Origin of the sequence: Streptomyces sp. NPDC059649, from assembly GCF_042734445.1 — a bacterium.
Taxonomy (GTDB): domain Bacteria; phylum Actinomycetota; class Actinomycetes; order Streptomycetales; family Streptomycetaceae; genus Streptomyces.
Genome location: NZ_JBHWDV010000091.1, coordinates 1 through 18967 on the forward strand (window position 1 = coordinate 1; position 18967 = coordinate 18967).

At 75.4% G+C, this 18967-nt stretch carries 15 protein-coding genes, 1 tRNA gene and 1 pseudogene; 14 read left to right on the top strand and 3 right to left on the bottom strand.

What is annotated here, in order from left to right:
- The 6 genes from ACFV1J_RS38980 to ACFV1J_RS39005 all read left to right on the top strand — a co-directional run.
- Positions 1–224, top strand: a 224-nt coding sequence (locus ACFV1J_RS38980) for a hypothetical protein (protein WP_385866504.1), incomplete at its 5' end; no start/stop codon positions are given.
- Entirely contained in the window at positions 214–1119 is a 906-nt protein-coding gene (locus tag ACFV1J_RS38985; protein ID WP_385866506.1) for a polysaccharide deacetylase family protein, read from the top strand. The genes ACFV1J_RS38980 and ACFV1J_RS38985, both read left to right, overlap by 11 nt.
- Positions 1116–2423, top strand: a complete 1308-nt coding sequence (locus ACFV1J_RS38990) for a glycosyltransferase (protein ID WP_385866508.1) — start codon at positions 1116–1118, stop codon at positions 2421–2423. The genes ACFV1J_RS38985 and ACFV1J_RS38990 overlap by 4 nt, the downstream gene beginning before the upstream one ends.
- 8 nt (positions 2424–2431) lie before the next feature.
- Entirely contained in the window at positions 2432–3130 is a 699-nt protein-coding gene (locus tag ACFV1J_RS38995) for a lipopolysaccharide biosynthesis protein (RefSeq protein ID WP_385866510.1), read from the top strand.
- A complete protein-coding gene (locus ACFV1J_RS39000) occupies positions 3127–3408 on the top strand; it encodes a hypothetical protein (protein WP_385866512.1) in 282 nt (93 codons plus the stop codon). The genes ACFV1J_RS38995 and ACFV1J_RS39000 overlap by 4 nt, the downstream gene beginning before the upstream one ends.
- Before the next feature lie 117 nt (positions 3409–3525).
- On the top strand, positions 3526–4806 hold the full coding sequence (locus ACFV1J_RS39005; protein WP_385866514.1) for an NAD(P)-binding domain-containing protein: 1281 nt from the start codon (positions 3526–3528) through the stop codon (positions 4804–4806).
- Positions 4807–5046: 240 nt separating this feature from the next.
- Here ACFV1J_RS39005 and ACFV1J_RS39010 read toward each other — a convergent pair whose 3' ends face one another.
- On the bottom strand, positions 5047–5511 hold the full coding sequence (locus ACFV1J_RS39010) for a hypothetical protein (RefSeq protein WP_385866516.1): 465 nt from the start codon (positions 5509–5511) through the stop codon (positions 5047–5049).
- A 245-nt stretch (positions 5512–5756) separates the two neighbouring features.
- Here ACFV1J_RS39010 and ACFV1J_RS39015 point away from each other — a divergent pair, with 245 nt between their 5' ends.
- On the top strand, positions 5757–7256 hold the full coding sequence (locus ACFV1J_RS39015; RefSeq protein WP_385866518.1) for a tetratricopeptide repeat protein: 1500 nt from the start codon (positions 5757–5759) through the stop codon (positions 7254–7256).
- Positions 7257–7519: 263 nt separating this feature from the next.
- Here ACFV1J_RS39015 and ACFV1J_RS39020 read toward each other — a convergent pair whose 3' ends face one another.
- Positions 7520–8113 carry a histidine phosphatase family protein gene (locus tag ACFV1J_RS39020; RefSeq protein WP_385866520.1) on the bottom strand — a complete coding sequence of 198 codons (594 nt, stop codon included), beginning with the start codon at positions 8111–8113 and terminating at the stop codon, positions 7520–7522.
- Positions 8114–9000: 887 nt separating this feature from the next.
- Between ACFV1J_RS39020 and ACFV1J_RS39025 the strand changes: the two are divergent.
- From ACFV1J_RS39025 to ACFV1J_RS39050, 6 genes and pseudogenes are all read left to right on the top strand, one after another.
- Positions 9001–10143 (top strand): annotated as a pseudogene (locus tag ACFV1J_RS39025) (hypothetical protein); the annotation flags it as partial.
- A 615-nt stretch (positions 10144–10758) separates the two neighbouring features.
- Entirely contained in the window at positions 10759–12309 is a 1551-nt protein-coding gene (locus ACFV1J_RS39030) for a hypothetical protein (RefSeq protein ID WP_385866522.1), read from the top strand.
- Between the two features lie 103 nt (positions 12310–12412).
- The gene (locus tag ACFV1J_RS39035) at positions 12413–13783 is read left to right on the top strand and encodes an AAA domain-containing protein (RefSeq protein WP_385866524.1); all 1371 of its coding nucleotides are present in this window, start codon (positions 12413–12415) and stop codon (positions 13781–13783) included.
- Between the two features lie 136 nt (positions 13784–13919).
- Complete coding sequence (locus ACFV1J_RS39040) at positions 13920–14303, top strand: hypothetical protein (RefSeq protein WP_385866526.1); 384 nt, start codon at positions 13920–13922, stop codon at positions 14301–14303.
- Between the two features lie 235 nt (positions 14304–14538).
- Entirely contained in the window at positions 14539–15189 is a 651-nt protein-coding gene (locus ACFV1J_RS39045) for a bifunctional DNA primase/polymerase (protein WP_385866528.1), read from the top strand.
- 50 nt (positions 15190–15239) lie between these two features.
- Positions 15240–15313: transfer RNA gene (locus tag ACFV1J_RS39050), tRNA-Lys, on the top strand.
- 91 nt (positions 15314–15404) lie between these two features.
- On the opposite strand, the gene ACFV1J_RS39055 is transcribed toward ACFV1J_RS39050, so the two are convergent.
- A complete protein-coding gene (locus ACFV1J_RS39055) occupies positions 15405–16646 on the bottom strand; it encodes a M6 family metalloprotease domain-containing protein (protein ID WP_385866530.1) in 1242 nt (413 codons plus the stop codon).
- A gap of 361 nt (positions 16647–17007) precedes the next feature.
- Here ACFV1J_RS39055 and ACFV1J_RS39060 point away from each other — a divergent pair, with 361 nt between their 5' ends.
- Positions 17008–18807 (top strand): putative bifunctional diguanylate cyclase/phosphodiesterase, encoded by a 1800-nt coding sequence (locus ACFV1J_RS39060; protein WP_385866532.1) that lies wholly within the window; start codon positions 17008–17010, stop codon positions 18805–18807.
- The last annotated feature ends 160 nt before the right edge of the window (positions 18808–18967 follow it).

Genomic DNA, 18967 nt, shown 5'->3' on the forward strand with positions numbered 1-18967 from the left:
CGGCGGTCTCGGCGGTCGCGGCGGTCGCGGCGGTCGCGGTGGGCGCGGTGGGCGCGGTGGGCGGCCCACTCGCCGCGCCGCCCGCCGGCCCGCTGCTCTGCGCGGCGGCCGGTGCGCTGCCGGTGCCCGCCGTGTTCGCCGGCACCGCCCTCGCCGTCCCCCGGGCCCCCGAGGTCCGGCATCCGCTCGTCGTCGTCAAAGGAAAGCTGGCCCATGCCCGTTGAACCGCCGCCGCAGCGCGCCCCCGCCCCGCCGGCCCCCGGCCGCCCCGTCGTCCGCCGCCGCCCCGCCGTCCGCCGCCGTCCCGGCCGCGAGAGTCCGCCCTGGATCCTGCTGTACCACTCGGTCACCGACACCGCCGGCCGGCCGGCCGACCCGTACCGGATCACCGTCTCCCCCGGCCTGCTGGACCGTCAGCTGCGCTGGCTGCGCGACCGCGGGCTGCGCGGGGTGGCGGTCGGCGAACTGCTGCGCGCCCGGGCCGCCGGACGCGCCGCCGGACTGGTCGGGCTGACCTTCGACGACGGCTACGCCGACTTCCTCACCGGCGCGCTCCCCCTGCTGCGCCGGCACGACTGCACCGCCACGGTGTTCGTGCTGCCCGGCCGCACCGGCGGGCTCAACTCCTGGGACCCCAGGGGCCCGCGCAGACCGCTGCTCACCGAGGACGGCATCCGCGCGGTGGCCGCCGCCGGGATGGAGGTCGGCTCGCACGGGCTGCTGCACCAGGACCTCACCACCGCCGACCCGGTCACCCGGGAGCGCGAGACCGCGGTCAGCCGGGCCCGGCTCGCCGAGCTCACCGGCCGGGCCCCGGACGGCTTCTGCTACCCGTACGGCGGGGTCGACGCCCGGGCCGTCGCGGCGGTCCGGGCGGCCGGCTACGGCTACGCCTGCGCCCTCGACCCCGGCCCGCTCACCGGCCGGCACGCCCTGCCACGGGTACACATCGGCGCCGCCGACACCCCTTGGCGGCTCTCCCTCAAACGGGCCCTGCACCCGCTGCGCCGCCGCACCCTGCCCCCCGACGAGACCCCCTTCCCCGGACCCGCGACACCGTTCGGGCCGGGCAACCCGCCATCCCCGGCCGCTACCGCTACTCCTGGAGGCACACGGTGAAAGTCCTGCACGTCATCACCGGCCTCGACGTGGGCGGCGCCGAGCAGCAGCTGCGGCTGATGCTGCGCCGGCTGCCCGCCACGTGCGAGGTCGTCACGCTGACCGACCCCGGCCCGGTCGCCGCGGGCATCGAGGCCGACGGCATCCCCGTCACCCACCTCGGCATGACCGGCAACCGCGATCTGACCGCCGTGCCCCGGCTGGCCCGGCTGATCCGCGCCGGCGGCCACGACCTGGTCCACACCCACCTCTACCGGGCCTGCGTCTACGGCCGGATCGCCGCCCGGCTGGCCGGGGTCCGGGCGGTGGTCGCCACCGAGCACTCCCTCGGCGACGCGGTCATCGAGGGCCGCCGGCTCACCCGCGGCGTGCGCGCGCTGTACCGGGCCACCGAGCGGCTGGGCTCGGCGACGGTCGCGGTCTCGGACACCGTCGCCGCCCGGCTGCGCCGCTGGGGCGTGCCCGGCGAGCGCATCCATGTCGTCCCCAACGGCATCGAGGCCCACCGCTTCGCCTTCGACCCGGCCGCCCGGGCGCTGGTCCGCACCCGCCTCGGGCTGCCGGTGGACGCGTTCGTGGTCGGCGGGGTGGGCCGGCTGGTGCCCGGCAAACGGTTCGACGTCCTGGTCCGCGCGGTGACCCAACTCCCCGGCGTACACCTGCTGCTGGCCGGTGAGGGGCCGGAGCGGGACATGCTGCGGCGAATGGCCGAACAGTTCGGCTCGGGCGACCGGATCCACCTCCTGGGCGCCCGGGACGGGGCGTTCGACGCGCTGGCCGCGGGCCGGGCCGACGCCTGGGCCCGCACCGGCGGCACCGGCCCCGCATCGCAGGGTGCGGCGGGCGGCGGCGACGCGGCCGCGGGGCCGGACATCCCCGGGCTGCTCTCCGCCATCGACGTCTTCGTCTCCCCGTCCCCCGAGGAGGCGTTCGGCCTGGCCGTCCTGGAGGCGCTGGCGTCCGGGCTGCACGTCCTCTACGGCAGCTGCCCGGCGGTCGACGAACTGCCCGAGGACCAGGCACCCGGCGCCCGGCGCTTCAGCCCCGGCGTACACGAACTCGCCACCGCACTGCGGGAGTTGAGGCGGCGGGGCCCGGGCCGGCTGCCGGTCCCGCCGGTGGTGCGCCGCTACGACATCGCCCGCAGCGCCGAGGAACTGATGGCCGTCTACGAGGAGGCCCTGGCCACCGCCGCGGCACGCTGGCGCGCGCCCGCGCCGGCCGCCCCGGTCCACGCCACCGGGGTGGTCTCGCTGCCGGACCCGTCCCCGGCACCCGCCCCGTCCACGCTCACCAACCGGTAGGCGGCGCCGTGCACGGGATCCTGCACCACGCCCCCACCGGCCGGGGGCGGACCGCGCTGCGCCGGCTGCGGGCCCGGGTGCGCCGGCTGCCCCGCTGGTGGCCGGTGCCGCTGTGCGCCCTGCTCGGCACGGCCGGCGGCGGGGCGTACCAGGCGGTCGAGCCACCGCGGTACGCCGCGACCGGCCGTGTCGTCGTGGTGCCCGGCAAGGGCACCGACCCGGCCGCCGCGCTCGGCCTCGCCCAGTCGTACGGCCGGCTCGCCACCAGCGGCGCGGTGCTGACCGACGCGCACCGGGACTCCGGTCTGCCGCTCGGCGCGCTGCGCGACGGCATCCGGGCGGCGACCTCGCCGGACGCCCCGACGATCGAGGTCACCGGCACCGCGCGCACCCCGGCCGCCGCCGCGGGCCTCGCCGACGCGGTGACCCGCTCGCTGGCCGGGACCGGCAACCGCACCGCCCTGCGCACAGGCGCCCACCTGCTGGTCCTCGCCCGCGCCGCGGCCCCGGACGGCCCGGTCCCGCCGTCCGCACCGCTGTCGGCCGCGGTGGGCGGCGCGGCGGGCGGACTGCTGGGCGGGCTGGTGCTGCTGGTGCGCCCGCGCGAACGGCCCCCCGCCGTACGGGCCGGCGGGTCGGTCCCGGCCCCGGCGCACACCGCGGTCGAGGCGGGCGCCGTACCGGCCGCCGAGGGCGCCGTGCGATGACCACGACGCGCCGCCGCGCCCCGGCCGCGTTCGCCGCGCCGGCCGCCGACCGGCGGGCGCCGCACCTCCGTTGCCGGTCGGCCACTCCGTTCCCGGGCCTGCAGTGGCAGGGCCGGGGCGTGACCCCGGAACACCTGCGGCCCCGGTACGCCGCCCATCTGGCCCCCGCCACCCAGGAGATGGCCGGCAGAAGCCGGGCCGCCCTCGATGGCCGACCGGTTGGTGCCGGGCGGGTAGGTGTGGCCCCCACCCGGACGTCGGTGCCGCCGAGCCACTGACGGAGCGCCGCCATCCGCCGTACGCCCCGGGCGTCGGATCCGAGGCACGCCCCCAGCGGCACCGGGGCACCACCCAGCCCCCAACGACCAGACACCAGAAAGAGCAGGAAGACACCCATGTACGACCTCGTGGTGGTGGGCGCCGGCCCCTACGGACTCTCGATCGCCGCGCACGCGGCGGCGGCCGGACTACGGCTGCGGGTCCTGGGCCGCCCGATGGCCTCGTGGCGCGACCACATGCCCGCCGGCATGCTCCTCAAGTCCGAGCCCTGGGCCTCCAGCCTCTCCTCCCCCGCCGGCGGCCACACCCTGGCCGACTACTGCGCCGCCCACGACCTGACCGCCGAGCACGGCGTTCCGCTGCCCCTCGACACCTTCACCGCGTACGGCAGATGGTTCGCCGAACGGGCCGTACCGCAGATCGACGAGAGCACCGTCACCGCGGTCCGCCCGGACGGCGACGACGGCTTCCAGGTGGCGACCGACACCGGCGAACTGATCGCGGCCCGCACCGTCGTCCTCGCCGTCGGCGCCCCGCCGTTCGCCCACCGCCCCTGGCCGCTGCTCGACCTCCCCGCCGAACTCGCCTCGCACAGCAGCGACCACCGCGACCTGTCCCGCTTCACCGGCCGGCACGTCACCGTCATCGGCTCCGGCCAGGGCGCCCTGGAGACCGCGACCCTGCTCGCCGAACAGGGCGCCCGCGCCCAGGTCGTCGCCCGCGCCGACCGGCTGCGCTGGAACTCCCCGCCGCAGCCCCTCGACCGCGGCCGGCTGCGCGCGCTGCGCGACCCGCACAGCGCCCTCGGCACCGGCTGGCCGAACTGGGCGTGGTCCCAACTCCCGGGGGCGGTACGCCGGTTGCCGTTGACGGCCCGGGTACGGATCGGCGAGACCGCGCTGGGTCCGGCCGGCGCCTGGTGGCTGCGCGAACGCTTCGAATCCGCCGTACCGCTCCTCCTCCACCACCGGCTCCGGGCCGCGGTCCCGCACGGCGACGGCGTGCGGCTCCATCTCACCCATACGGAGGGGAGTACCGAAACCCTCGACACCCACCATGTGGTGGCCGCCACCGGCTTCACCCCTGACCTGGGACGGCTGCGGCTGCTCCACCCCCGGGTGCGCACCACCCTGCGGACGGTCGGCGGCAGCCGCGCGCCCGAACTGAGCGCCGGTTTCGAGTCCTCCTGGCCCGGCCTGTTCTTCGCCGGCCTGCTGACCGAGCCGTCCTTCGGCCCGTCGATGCGGTTCGTGCACGGCGCGGCCTTCACCGCGGCGCGGGTGGTCCGCGGCGTCCGGCGCCGGCTCGGCGACCGCCACGGCACCGCCACCATCCCCCGCCCGGCCGGCGCCACCACCCCGGCCCCCGACACCCCTGCCGACGAGCCCGCCCTCTGAGCAGGCCGCCCACCCGGCTCACCACCTCGGCACCTCGGCACCTCGGCACACCACCCAGGCACACCAAAGGGGCCGCCCGGCTCACACCGGGCGGCCCCTGCACATCGTTCGTCCGTCGTCCGTCGGTCGTCGTCCGTCGGTCGTCGTCCGTCGGTCGTCGTCCGTCGGTCGTTCGTCCGTCGGTCGTTCGTCCGCCGCTGTCCGCCGCTCGTCCGTCGCTTGTCCACGGCTCCCACGGGGTTACTGACAGCGGTCGACCGCCTCGATCGTCCGCGCCGCCTCCCCGAGCGCCGCCCGCAGCACGGCCGGGTCGGTGGCGGCCGCCCCCGCGCCCTCCGGCGGCACCAGCCAGCCGGTCCCGGTCACCGGCGGCTCGGCCTGCACACCGTCACCGCCCGCGGCGCCCAGCACGATCCCCCGGCCGTAGGTCTGGGTGCAGGCGCTGCCCGGCACGTCCCAGCCGGCGGCCGTGCCCGGCGGTACGAGGAAACCGAGGGTGTCGCAGGCCCCGTCGTGCAGCACCGGGCCCACGCCGTCCCGCAGCCGCAGGATGTCCACGGCCTCCAGCCCCTGCCGGGCGGGCACCGTCACGAGGTCGCAGGGCTGTACCGGGACGGCGGGCCCGCCCGGCACGACCTGCCTCCGCCGGCCGCCGGCCTGGCCCGCGGAACCGTTGCCGCCCCTGCTCACGCCGGTCTCCCACACGGAAAACCCCTCCTCCTGCAGCTGCAGTCCCTTTACACCGGATTCAACGGCCAGGCGTGTCAACAGCTACGGCGGCGTAACGCTGCAAAGGATGGCAGTTCATGGCAGATCGCGCGTGAGATATCCGATTTGTAGCCAAACTGTGCGTATCGCCGTCGTCACAGCCGGTACGGTCGTCCCGCCGCACCGCCAGGACGCGGCATCGCCACACAGATGGCACGGAGAGGGCACGGAGAGGGTCCGCCATGGCGTCGCCAGCACCACGATCAGCGTCGTCCCGTACCGTACCCGCCCGCCCGAACACCGCCTTCCGACAGCTGCGCGGCCGGCTGTCCCCGGGCGAGTTCGCGGCGGCGGTCCGACGGTCCGCCCGTGAGATCGGTGAGCAGGTCTCGTGCGATGCCCGCTATGTGGGGCGCGTCGAGTCCGGGGAGATCCGGTGTCCGAACTACGCCTACGAACGGGTGTTCCGGCACATGTTCCCCGGGCTGACGCTGCCGGACATGGGCTTCGCGCCGCGCGAGGCGGTACGCGGACGGGGGGCGCGTACGGCGGCGGTCAGCGCCGCGCCCCTGGCAACCGACCCCGACCACCGCGATACCCGTATCCAGATCTGCGAGGAGAGCGACGTGCTGCGTCGCGCGTTCATCACCGGCGGCCCGGCGGCAGCCCTGGGCTTCGCCGCCCTGCACCCCATCGAGGCCGCTGCCGCCGCCGCATCCGACCGGGTGCCCCCGCCGCGCGCACCGGCCGGCATCCGGGCCGGTGCGGCCGAGGCCACCGCCGTCGAACAGGCCGTCCGGCACATCCGGTTGCTGGACGACCGGCACGGCGCGGAGGGCATCTACCACCGCGCCACCCAGCCGCTGCGCGCCGCCTACGACCTGCTGGAGGCCGACGTCCGGCACCGTTCGGTCGCCGACCGGCTGCACACCGGGGCCGGTGAACTCGCCATCAGCGTCGGCTGGTTGGCCCACGACTCCGGCCGCTTCGACGACGCCCGCTCCCACTACGCCGAGGCGCTGGCCACCGCCCGGGTCTGCGGCGACGCCGCCCTGGAGGCGCACGCGTTCTGCAACACCGCCTTCCTCGCCCGCGACGCCGGCCGCCCGCGCGAGGCGGTCCGCGCCGCACAGGCCGGGCAGCAGGCCGCCAAGCACCTCGCCTCGCCGCGACTGCTGTCCCTGCTGGCACTGCGCGAGGCGGGCGGCTGGGCGGGGCTGGCGGACCGTTCCGGCTGCGAGCAGGCACTGGCCCGCGCCGAGCGGCTGTTCGCCGCCGGGCCGCGGGACGGCGACCCCGAGTGGATGACGTTCTACGGCGAGGCCGAACTCGCCGGCCTCGAGGCGCAGTGCTGGTCGGCCCTCGGCGACGCCGGACGCGCCGCCGAGCACGCACACCGCGCGGTGGCCCTCCAGGACCCGCACTTCACCCGCAACATCGCGCTGTTCACCGCCGAACTGGCCGCCGACCTCGCCGCCGACGGCGCCCCCGAGGAGGCCGCCGCGGCCGGCCTGCGCGTCCTGGCCCTCCTCGAACAGGTCCGCTCCGCCCGTATCCGCACCCTCCTCACCACCACCGCCCACACCCTCCGCCCCCACCACACCCTCCCCCCGGTCTCCGACTTCCTGACCAGGCACGCGGCGGCGGGAGGGGGGACGGGGTCGGAAGCAGGGACGGGAGCAGGGGCGCAAGCAGGGGCGGGGACGGGTGAGGCGGTGGGGGTGGCGGGGGCAGGGGCGTAGGGGCGGGGGCGGGGGTGGGGGCGGCGTAGGGGGCGGGGAGCTGGGGAGTCCTGGGAACCCAGTGGCCGCTAGAGCCCCATATTCCGGTCCCGCGGCCCGGTGGTCGAGCGGACTGGGGGGCGAGCGGCCCGGCGGGCGAGAGGCCCGGCGGGCGAAAGCGCCGGCCTCAAGCGGACGGCGGTCGAACGGACGGTGGTCGAGCGGACGGCCGTCGAGCGGACGGCCGTCGAGCGGACGGCCGTCGGCCTACGAGACGGCCGGGATCAGCCCAGATGACCCGTGTCGTTCCAACGCTCGATCGCCGGCTCCCCGTAGGCCCAGCCGAGCACCGACAGGGACGTCGGCTCCAGCCGGATGCGGGCGCCGAACGAGATGTCCAGGCCCAGCCAGCGGGCGCCGAGGGCGCGCAGGATGTGCCCGTGCGCGAAGACCAGCACGTCCCGGTCGGCCGATCGCGCCCAGTCGACGACCTCGTCCGCCCGTGCGGAGACCTCTGCCAGCGTCTCGCCCTCGGGCACGCCGTCCCGCCAGATCAGCCACCCCGGGCGTCCCGCCTTGATCTGGTCGGGCGTCAGCCCCTCGTACGCGCCGTAGTCGAACTCCATCAGCGCGTCCCACTGCTGCGCCCGGTCGCCAAACCCGGCCAGCTCGCAGGTCTCCTTCGCGCGCACCAGGGGACTGGTACGGACCTCGACGCCCGGCAGGCCGTCCCAGGGCGCGTGGTGCAGCCGTTCGCCGAGCAGCTTCGCGCCGCGCCGGCCGTCGTCCAGCAGCGGGATGTCCGTACGGCCGGTGTGCCTGCCGGAAACGGACCATTCGGTCTTCCCGTGCCGGGCCAGGATTATGCGCGCTGCCATGGGTCGCACCTTTCGCCGATCACTCGGCCACTCACTCATCGTCTCTCGGCGCGGGCAGCATTGACCGCGGGCATTCCATCATCACCCATGGGGGCGTTTTGTCCGCGGTCGGGGGTGGAACGCCCAGGCCCCTACGCACAGGCCCCTACGCACAGGAGCCCTCGCCCACCGGCGCCTCATCCTGGGGGGCACCTCGCCCATGAGGGCGCCTCGCCCGCGGGGGCGGCTCCTCCTCGGGGGCGCCTCCTCCTCGGGGCGCCGCGCCTCCTCCTCGGGGCGCCTCGCCCACGGGGGCAGCTCCTCCTCGGGGCGGCTCGCCCACGGGGGCTCCTCCTTCAGGGGAGCCTCACACACGGAGGCGCCTGGCCCACGGGGCGCCTTGCCCACGGGGCGCCTCAATTAACCGAGACGCCTCGTCCGCGGGCCACCTCATCCACACGAGACGCCTGGCCCACGGGGCCCACACGAGACGCCTCACCCGCGGGCCACCCCATCCACCCCGAGGCACCTCGCCCGCCCGGGGTCACTCGCTGCGCCTCCGCATCCCCCCACCCCCGAACCCACCCCCCGCCCCCTCCCCCGAAGGGGGAGAGGGGGAGGGGGCGGGGGAGACCTCCGGCCCCGCCCGCACTGCACCCCGGCCTACTGGCCCACTGGCCCTCCGGCCCTCTTCCCCGGCCCGCGCCCCGCCGCCCACACCCTTCGTCCCGCGCCCCGGGCCCCACGCCCTACGCCCCACGCCCCCGCACCAAGCCACGCCGCGTGCCCGATCTCAATGCCGGCTGTCCGTGCCGATCTCGATGCCGGCTGTCAGTGCCGATCTCGATACCGGCTGTCCGTGCCGGACTCGATGCCGGATGTCAGTGCTGGATGCGAGACTTCGGCAGGTGAACGTTTTCCGCGACAGTCGAGGCGTGGCGGCCGGTCCCCCGGCGGGGCAGGTGCTGCCGTCATCGAGCCTGCGCCAGCGGCTCAGCGAGTTGCGTGGTCCCGGCGTACGCCCCCGGTCGCTCGACGCCCGGGCGCTCGCCGCACTGGCCGCCAATCCCGGCTGCCGGCGCCGGGCGCTGCTGGACGGTGCGGGCGTCGACAAGGGCGCACTGGCCGGTGCCCTCGGTTCGCCGGCGGGGTACGGGCAGTCGCAGTTCGCGTTCGTGCGGGGCAATGCGTTCGAGGCCCGGGTGAAGGCGGACGGCGGTGCGGAGCTGCTGCGGCTGGTGCGGGAGCGGCTCGACCCGGGGAGCCCGCCGCCCGAGCCGGACGAGGTGGCCACTCCCGATCTGTCCGCGGCGGGGCCGGAGGGCCGCGCGGCGCGTACGGCGCTGGCGCTGCGCGAGGCGACCGCGGCCGGCGGGTGGGCGCTGCTCGACCACCCGATGCTGGCGGTCGACGTGGCCGGCTCGCCCGCCTATCTGGAGCCGGATGCGGTGGTGGTGCATCCGGACGGGTGCTGGACGGTCGTGGAGATCAAGTCCTTCCCGATGATCGACGGTTCGGCGGACGCCGCCAAGGTGGGCGCGGCGGCCCGCCAGGCGGCGGTGTACGTGCTCGCCCTGGAGCCGGTCGCCGCACACGCCGCCGCGCACGCGGGCCGCGCGGTGCGGGTCCGCGACCGGGTGCTGCTGGTGTGCCCGAAGGACTTCTCCAACCTCCCGACGGCCGCGGCCGTGGACGTCCGCAAGCAACTGGCCACGACCCGGCGACAGTTGAGCCGGCTCACCCGGATCGAGGAGATCGCCGCGGCCCTCCCGGAGGGGACCACCTTCGATCTGCTGCTGGCGGACGACGGGAAGACCCCGACCCGTCCTGCGGAAGAGCTGGCCGCGGCCGTCGGGGCGGTCGGCGCGGCCTACGCCCCCGAGTGCCTCGCCGCCTGCGAGCTGGCCTTCCACTGCCGGAAACAGGCCCGCCAGGAAGGCTCGGTGGAGGCGCTGGGCCGCGGCGTCCGGGGCGAGCTGGGCGGACTGCGCACCATCGAGGAGGTGCTGACGGCCGCCGGCGCCGGGCGCCGGGCCGACCACGGTGCCCCCGGCGCGCCGTGCGGGAGCCCTCGTACGGCGACCGGCCCGACCGGACCGCTCAGCCCGGCCGGTCCGGTCAGCCCGGCCACTCCGGCCAGCCAGGCCGGTCCGGCCAGCCAGGCCAGTCCGGTCAGCCCCGACAACCCGACCGGTCCCTACGACACGACCGGTCTCCACGAGCCGACCGGCCCCGACGACCTGGCCAGCCCCTATGACCCGGTCGGCCATGACGACTCGACGGGCCTTGACGCCCCGACCGACCCCGACAACCCGACCCACCCCGACGACCCGGCCGTCCTCGCCCTGCGTCGGGCCGCCGCGCTGCGCGCCGAGGCACTGGCGGCCGCCGGCATCCCTCAACTGCCGGCAGAAGTGCCCTCCCTCCCGCAAGTACCGGCAGAAGAACCATCCACACCGCAGGCACCGGCGAATGGGCCATCCGTACCGCAACCGCCAACGGGCGAGCCCCCCGTCCCGCAAGCACCCGCGAAGGAACCATCCACACCACAGCCGCCGAAGGGCGAGTCCCCCGCACCACAGCCGCCAACGAGCGAGCCCTCCCTCCCCCGCCCCCGGCCGGAAGAGCCCTCCGTCCCGTACTACCCGCGAGGGGAGGAGGCGTAGATGTCGCTGATCGAGACGCTGGCCCGGATGGAGGCGGTGGCCGCCGGTCGGGCCCGTCCGCGCTGTACGGTCCGGCACCGCCATCTCTCCGAAAACCCGCTGGTCCTCGTGCCGTTGACGACCGCGGGTGAGGCCGGCGCCCCGCTGGGTGCGCTGGTCGGCACGGACCGGGAGAAGCCCGCCCTGCTGGCCGTACCTCAGCCGCGCAACCGCGATCTGCGGTTCGCGTTCCTGGCCGAGCTGGCCGAAACCGTGCTCCCGTACGTGGACGGCTTCGCCGACGCCGTGGAGTGGGAGGAGCGCAAGGAGACCGACCCCGAGACCGGCAAGAAGGTCCCGGTGCAGGTCGAACTGTGCGCGGACGCCCCGCAGTTGATCGTCCCGAGTGCGGCGGGCGTGGAGTACGTCCGGCTGCTGGGCCGCTCGATGCGGTTCCGGCGGACCGCCGAGCAGGATCCGGAGGCGCCCCACCCCGCGCCGCCGCACGTCCCGCTGCTGGGCCGCTGGCTGACGCACTTCGGCGAGCGCGCCCGGGTTCCCGGCGCCTCCCTGCTGCTGCCCATGACGGGGCTGCTGGCCCGCCATTGGGCGACGGGGCAGAGCGTGCTGGAGGACCAGCACCTGGGGGCGCTGCTCGCCTGGATCGATCCGCCGCCGGGGCGGTCCGGGCAGGAGGCCGCCGAGTTCGCCGAGTCGGCGCGGGACGCGGACGGTCAGCTGCGGTGCCCGCCCGCCGGACCGGCCACCGACCCGGCGTTCGACAACCGCCGGCTCGCGCCCGCGATGGCCCGTTACGACGCCGGGCTGCCGGGCGCCGAGGAGGAGCTGCGCGCCCTGCTCGAGGGCCAGTTGCGGCCGACCTGGGACGCCGTCTGGCGCGGCCTCGACCTGCTGCGGGCGCTCCCCGAGGGCGCCCGGGTCACCGACCGCTGGAAGCGCGACCGCTGGTCGTACACCGCGCACCGCGACCGGGTGCGCGCCGGCGAGCCGCCGCAGCCGCGCCGGGACGACGCGGTGACCGCCGCGCAGAAGTTGTCCGCCCGGGAGACCGCGCAGGCGCAACTGGACGCCCAGGAGGCGCTGGACGACCCGCTGGTGATGGCGGGCCGCCGGCTGGCCGGGGAGGCGTTCGAGGGCACGGTGACCGCCGTGGAGATGGCGATGTCCGAGGGCAAGCGCCCGATGCCGCGCCCCCTGGTGACGCTGCGCACCGACGACCGCACCCTGTTGTCCGGCGGCGTCAAGCTCTACCGCCCGCTGGCGGACGGCCGTAGCCAGCCCGCCGAGTTCGTGGCGTACGTGCCCGGCGAGCCGGATGCGCTGGTGGTGCGGCTGACCGGCGGGATGGGCCGGGGCCGGACCCCCGAGCCCGGTTCGGTGCCGGAGCCCGCGGACAGGGTCTGCTGGACGCTGTTCGAACACGCCCCGCGCGGCGGCCCCGAGCTCCCGGACCCGGAGGACACCCCGTGGACCCACGGCGGCCCGCCCTCCGCCACCACGGACGCCCCGCACGAGACCGCCGACCCGGTCACCGCGGAGGACTTCCTGTGAGCCCAGCCCGCACCCGCCTCCGCGCCCACAACCACACCCGCACCCGCAACCACGACCGCACCCGGAACGCCCCGTCCGCCACGCCTCTGGAGATCACCGCGGAATGACGGCCCTTCAGGACCCGCCCCCTACCGCCGGTGCCGCCCGGGACGCCGATCCGTCCGCGGCGGCCGCGGCGGCCACCGACGCGATCCTGCACGACACGCTGCACGGCGCCCGCCGCGGCGTCGTCGTCGACTCCCCGCCGGGCGCCGGCAAGTCCACCCTGGTCGTCCGCGCGGCCCGCGAACTGGCCGCCGCCGGGCGCCCGTTGATGATCGTCGCGCAGACCAACGCGCAGGTCGACGACCTCGTCCTGCGGCTCGCCGAGAAGGACCCCGAGCTGCCGGTGGGCCGGCTGCACAGCAGTGAGCCCGGCGCGTTCGACCCGGCGCTGGCCGAGCTGCCGGCGGTCCGTACGTCCGCGAAGATCGCCGATCTGGCCGGGCTGGACGTCGTGGTGTCGACGGCCGCGAAGTGGGCGTACACCAAGGTCGACGAGCCGTGGCGGCACGCCATCGTGGACGAGGCGTACCAGATGCGGTCGGACGCGCTGCTGAGCGTGGCCGGGCTCTTCGAGCGGGCGCTGTTCGTGGGCGACCCCGGGCAGCTCGACCCGTTCAGCGTGGTGGGCGCCGAGCAGTGGGCCGGGCTGGCGTACGACCCGTCGGCCAGTGCCGTCTCCACCCTCCTCGCCCACAACCCCGACCTGCCGCAGCACCGCCTCCCGGTCTCCTGGCGGTTGCCCGCCTCGGCCGCCCCGCTGGTCTCCGCCGCGTTCTATCCGTACACGCCGTTCCGCAGCGGCACCGGTCCCGGTGAGCGCCGGCTGGCGTTCGGGGTACCGGGCGACGGCTCGGGCGTGGACCGGGTGCTGGACGAGGCGGCCGAGTCCGGGTGGGGCCTGCTGGAGCTGCCCGCCCGCCGTACGCCGCGCACGGACCCGGAGGCGGTGCGGGCGGTGGCCCTGGTGGTGCGGCGGCTGTTGGACCGCGGCGGCGCGGCGAGCGGCGAGCACGCGCCGGATCCGACGCCGCTGACCGCCGCCCGGATCGCGGTCGGCACGGCCCACCGCGACCAGGCCGCGGCGGTCCGCGCCGCCCTCGCGGAGCTGGGCGTGCCCGACGTCACGGTGGACACCGCCAACCGTCTCCAGGGCCGTGAGTTCGACGTCACCGTCGTCCTGCACCCGCTGTCCGGGCGCCCGGACGCCACCGCCTTCCATCTGGAGACCGGCCGGCTGTGCGTGCTCGCCTCCCGGCACCGCCACGCCTGCATCGTGGTCTGCCGGGCCGGGGTCGCGGAGCTCCTCGACGAGCACCCCTCGACCGAGCCGGTCAGCCTGGGCGTCACGGTGAAGTTCCCGGACGGCTGGGAGGCCAACCACACCGTCCTCGCCCACCTGCAGGAGCACCGGGTGACCTGGCGGCCGTGAGGCCGGGTCCTCCCGCCCGCCACCGGGCGGCAGGACCCGACGGCCCCCCGGCACCCCCTCCGTGCACCTCACGCCCCAGGGCGCACTTGCGCGAGGCGGGACAATGGAATGCGGCACACGATCTGGAGGTACGTACATGTCCGAGCCGCGACCGGCTCCCGATCCCCGTGGTACGGCACCGAGGCCACGGCGCATGAAGCCCGCGCAGCTGCTCTTCGAACCACCCGAGGCCGTTGCCGACCCCGAGCACTTCTTCGACCTGGAATCGATAGAGGACCCGCGCGAGCTGCTCAGCCGCGCGACGGAGCTGACCCTGGCCTTCCGCGCCGCGGCCGACCGCGCCACGGAGTTCCAGGCGCTGGCCGCCGCCCAGCTGTCCGACCCGAGCCGGTTCGACCGGCTGCCGCTGGCCGTGCTCGCTGAGCAGGCCGAGTGGACCGAGGACTACGCCCAGAAGATGATCGAGTTCGGCCGCAGCCTGATGCGGAGCGGCAGCACACTGCTCGGCGACATGGACTGACCTCGATGGGCTGACCCCGCTCCCGCACCGACCCGGTCCGCGGCCTCCCGGGCCGTATCCACATACACCCTGGTTCTCGTTCACATCCGCCACAGACGGCCCACGACGGCTCATGGTCCCCAACCATGAGCCGCTGGCATATGCGAGCGGGCAAGATACCGGGTCCCTTGCCACGCCGTCCCGGTTTCCGCCAATCAGCCGAGCCGGTACGGGCCGTATCGGTAGACCTGTCCTCATGAGTGACCGGCTGCCCGACCTCCCCCGCACCCCCGCCCACCCCGCCACGTCGTACGTCACCCTCGCCGGCGCCGACTGGCTCGCCTCGGCCAGCCCCCACCCGGACGACGTGCACGCCCTGTGGGCGCTGCACCCGGAAGCGCCGAGCGTGCTGCCGTGCGGGACGGCCTTCGACGTGATCAACGCCCCGGCGCTGTTCGGGCGGCGGATGGTGGACCGGCTCTGGTCCGACGGCCCCGGCTCCGGGCCGGTGGCCGCGCACCGCGGGCGGATCCTGCTGTTCGCCGCGCCGGGCACCGCCCAGCGGCTGCCGGCGCTGCTGGTCTGGGAGGAGTGGGCGGCGGCCGTCCCGCCGCTGCTGTGCCACGGCAGCGGGGACGCGGTGACCATCCCGCCGCTGTACCCGCACCCCGGCCCCGCCGCCCGTACGCGCCCGCGGTCCGGCCCGCACGCGATCACCGCCGCGGCCGACGACGACCCCGTCGCCGGTTCCCGCTGGCTGGTGGCGCCGGACGTCCGCCGGCCCTGGCTGCCGGGGCCGGACGTGCTGCTGTGGGCCTGTGTCCGGGCGGCCCGCCCGGGGGCCGGGGAGGCACGGGAAGCCGCAGGTCAGCCCCGCGTTTCGGCGCTGGTCCAGGCCGGCGGATAACCGATTTTTGTCCTCCCCGATCAGGATGCTAATGTTTTCCCCGTCAGCAGGCGCCGCTAGCTCAGTTGGTTAGAGCAGCTGACTCTTAATCAGCGGGTCCGGGGTTCGAGTCCCTGGCGGCGCACAGACGGTCGAAGGCCCTCACCTCAGGTGGGGGCCTTCGTCATAGGGCACGGGCGGGCGCACCGCCGTCTCCTGGCCGCCGGCGTCGGCCGTCAGCCGCGGCCGATCTTGACCGCCCAGTCGCCGTCGTCGGTCCGCCCGGCCACCTGGATCCGTACGCCGTCCCGCGCGTCGTCCATGCTCTCCCCCACGCCCAGGGGTGCGTCCGCGAGCGGCGGGTAGACGGAGGTGCCCCAGCAGGCGGAGGTGGCGGGGTGGCCGTCGAGGACGTGGACCGGGCCCGATCCGGAGGCGGTCACGCTGTCGACGCGGTAGGCGAGGACGCCCTCGCTGCACAGGGAACGGTCGTTGCCCAGGGCGCTGCGGGCCTCGATGGCGAGCGCGCTGCCGGGGCCGGTACGGAGCACCAGCAGCCGCGGCCGGCGCTGGCCGCGGGGTTCCAGGGGGGCGGTCAGGGTGCGCAGCGAGTACAGGCCGGGCCGCGTCAGGTCGACGCAGTCAACCTGGTTGTCGGCGATCCAGCCGAGCTTCCACTTGTGCCAGGCGAAGGGGTCGGGGGCCAGTCCGAACTGGCTGCCCATGAGGTCCCAGTCCCCCACATAGGTGTCCCAGTCACCCTTGCCGCCCTGCGGCCGGTGGTACAGATCGGGCAGGTCGAAGACGTGACCGGTCTCGTGCGCGAGGACGTTGCGGTCCGGCGGGCTCTGCTCGAAGACGGTGACGAACCGGCGCAGCTCATGATCGTCGGCATGCATCGGCTGATCGAGGTTGACCACTTTGGTGGCGTCCGAATCGACGCCGGGCGCTTCCGGATCGGCGACGAAATAGACCACGTCGTAGCGGCCGAAGTCCACCGTGGGGTCGGCGGCGGCGACCGCGTCGCGCAGGTAGGCCGCGCGCCGTCCGGCGTCCCAGTCGCGCTGTATGCCGTACGCCACGGACGAGCGCGGCATCCGCACCCAGGGGCGGTGGACGTGCGGGCGCAGCCGGAAGCGGCCGTAGGAGGCGCGCTCGAAGAAGGCGGAGGTGGCGGGGAAGTAGTCGCGGGCCAGTGTCTGCGGGGCGGCGGCCGGCCGGGAGTCCGGGAAGGAGAGGTAGATCAGCACCGCGTCGAGCGGGCGGTCCGGGCGGGTGTAGGAGCCGTTCCAGTCGTCCACGCCCTCGGAGTGGTGGGCGTCGCTGCGGCCCAGCGCGCAGGGGAGGGCGGCTTCGGAGGCGGTGGCGGGCCCCGCGACGATCGACGTGGCGATCAGCGCGCTCAGCGAGGTGAGGACGGCTGCCAGGCGCCGCAGGCGGCGACGGTCGCCTCCGTCGGGCGTCTGGGCGCGCGGCACTCGTACCTCCAGGGACGGATTCGGGAACCTCATCTACCCTGTGGCGATTTAATGCTATTCGTCCTGTTTCCGGGGCCCAGACGAGTGACCGGCGCGTCTCCACCGTGTCGTAACGGACAGTCACAAACGACCAACGGGGCAATCGCCGCGAACAGAGCCGGACAGAAATGGCTGAAGTTCCGTCATGTGGGCCGGGGAGCACGGCTGCGTCGCTGGATCGGCCCTCGTGCCAGCCTCTATGATCGCCACACTTTCCAGCGCGGGATCCCCCCTCCATCACGAGACAAGCGCCAAGCGGGAGCGAGCAGTGAGCGGACACCCCGACGGCCCGGGCCGCACGCCCGGAGCGACGCTGCCCTCGGTGACGGAACGTAACGGCACCCCCAAAGAAACCGGCGACGCCCGGCACGCCCCGGCCGGCCGCCGCGACGACGACTCCGCCGCCTCCCTCGGCGACTATCGCGCCGCCTTCCACGCCGGGCGGCTGGCGATGGCCGTGCTCAACCGCGACGGACTGGTCCTGGCCGCCAACCCCGCCTTCGGCGAGCTGGTCGGCGCCGACCCGGAGGACCTGGTGGCGGCGACCGCGGCGGACCTCACCGACCTGGGCGCCGACCCCCGGGTGTGGACCGCCTACCGCGAGGTGTTGTGCGGCCGCAGCGACCGGTTGCGCTGCACCCGCCGCCTCAAACACCCCGAGGGGCACTCCGTATGGGTGGAGGTGACGGTCGAGCCGCTGACGCCGGAACCGCTCAGCGGCGAGGAGCGGATGCTGCTGTCGGTGGCCGACATCAGCGATCGCCACGACCTGCTCGCCCGGCTGCGGCACCTGCAGATGCACGACCCGGTGACCCGGCTGCCCAACCGGGCGCTGTTCTTCGAACGGCTCGCCGCCGCCCTGGAGACCGCCGCCTTCGACGCCACCGGCACCGGCCGGATCGGGCTCTGCTACCTCGACCTGGACGGCTTCAAGGCCGTCAACGACACCCTCGGGCACCGGGTCGGCGACCGGCTGCTCAGCGCGGTGGCACAGCGGCTGACGCGCTGCGCGGAGACCGACGACGACCGCGGGACGGGCCGCACCGGGCATCTGGTCGCGCGGCTCGGCGGCGACGAATTCGCCCTCCTGGTGGAGGACTCCACCGGCACCGACCAGCTGGCCGAGCTGGCCCAGTGCGTCCTGGACGCGCTGCAGCGCCCCTTCGACCTGGCCGGGCAGCGGCTGTCGGTGTCGGCCAGCATCGGCGTGGTGGAACGGGCCGCCAGCGGCACCACCGCGACCGGCCTGATGCAGGCCGCGGACACCACGCTGTACTGGGCCAAGGAGGACGGCAAGGCCCGCTGGACGCTCTTCGACCCGGAACGCAACGCGCACCGGATGACCCGCCAGGCACTGTCCAGCACGCTCCGGCCGGCCGTCGACCGCGGCGAATTCACCCTGGAGTACCAACCGCTGGTCGGACTGGGCGACGGCCGGGCGCAGGGCGTCGAGGCGCTGGTGCGGTGGCGGCACCCGCAGTTCGGGACGCTGCCGCCGAATCGGTTCATCGCGCTGGCGGAGGAGAACGGCGCGATCGTCGAACTGGGCCGGTGGGTGCTGGAACGCGCCTGCCACCAGGCCCGCGCCTGGCAGCTGGCACACCCCGGCGGCCGGCCGCTGTTCGTCAGCGTCAATGTGGCCGTACGTCAGGTCTGGGACTCCGACCTGGTCGCGGACGTGGCCGGGATCCTCGCCGAGACCGGACTGCCGCCGCGGCTGCTCCAGCTGGAACTGACCGAGTCGGCGGTCATGGGCTCCGCCGGCCGCCCGCTCCAGGCCCTCCAGGCACTGAGCGACATGGGCGTACGGATCGCCATCGACGACTTCGGCACCGGCTACTCCAACCTCGCCTACCTCAGCCGCCTCCCGGTTTCCGTATTGAAGCTCGACGGGTCGTTCGTCCGCGGCTTCCGCTCCCAGGAGCACCCCAATCCGGCCGACGAGATGATCGTCGAAGCGCTGGTGGCGCTGGCCCACCGCCTCGGGCTCACGGTCACCGCCGAATGCGTCGAAAGCGCCGAACAGGCGGAGCGGCTTCGCCGCATCGGCTGCGACACGGGGCAGGGGTGGCTCTACTCCAGACCCGTGGCGCCGGATCGGGTCGCGGCGTTGTTCATCTAGCCGTACGTTTTCGGCTTTCCCGCCGTGGGCGTTGCTGTCTTTTCCGCCTTCGGCGGGGTGGGGTTGAGGGCCGGGGGCGCCTGGTGGGTGGTGGGTTGCGGGTTCGGCCCTCCGGCGCCTGTTGTGTGGACTGCTTCGCTTTACGTCCACACAACAGGCG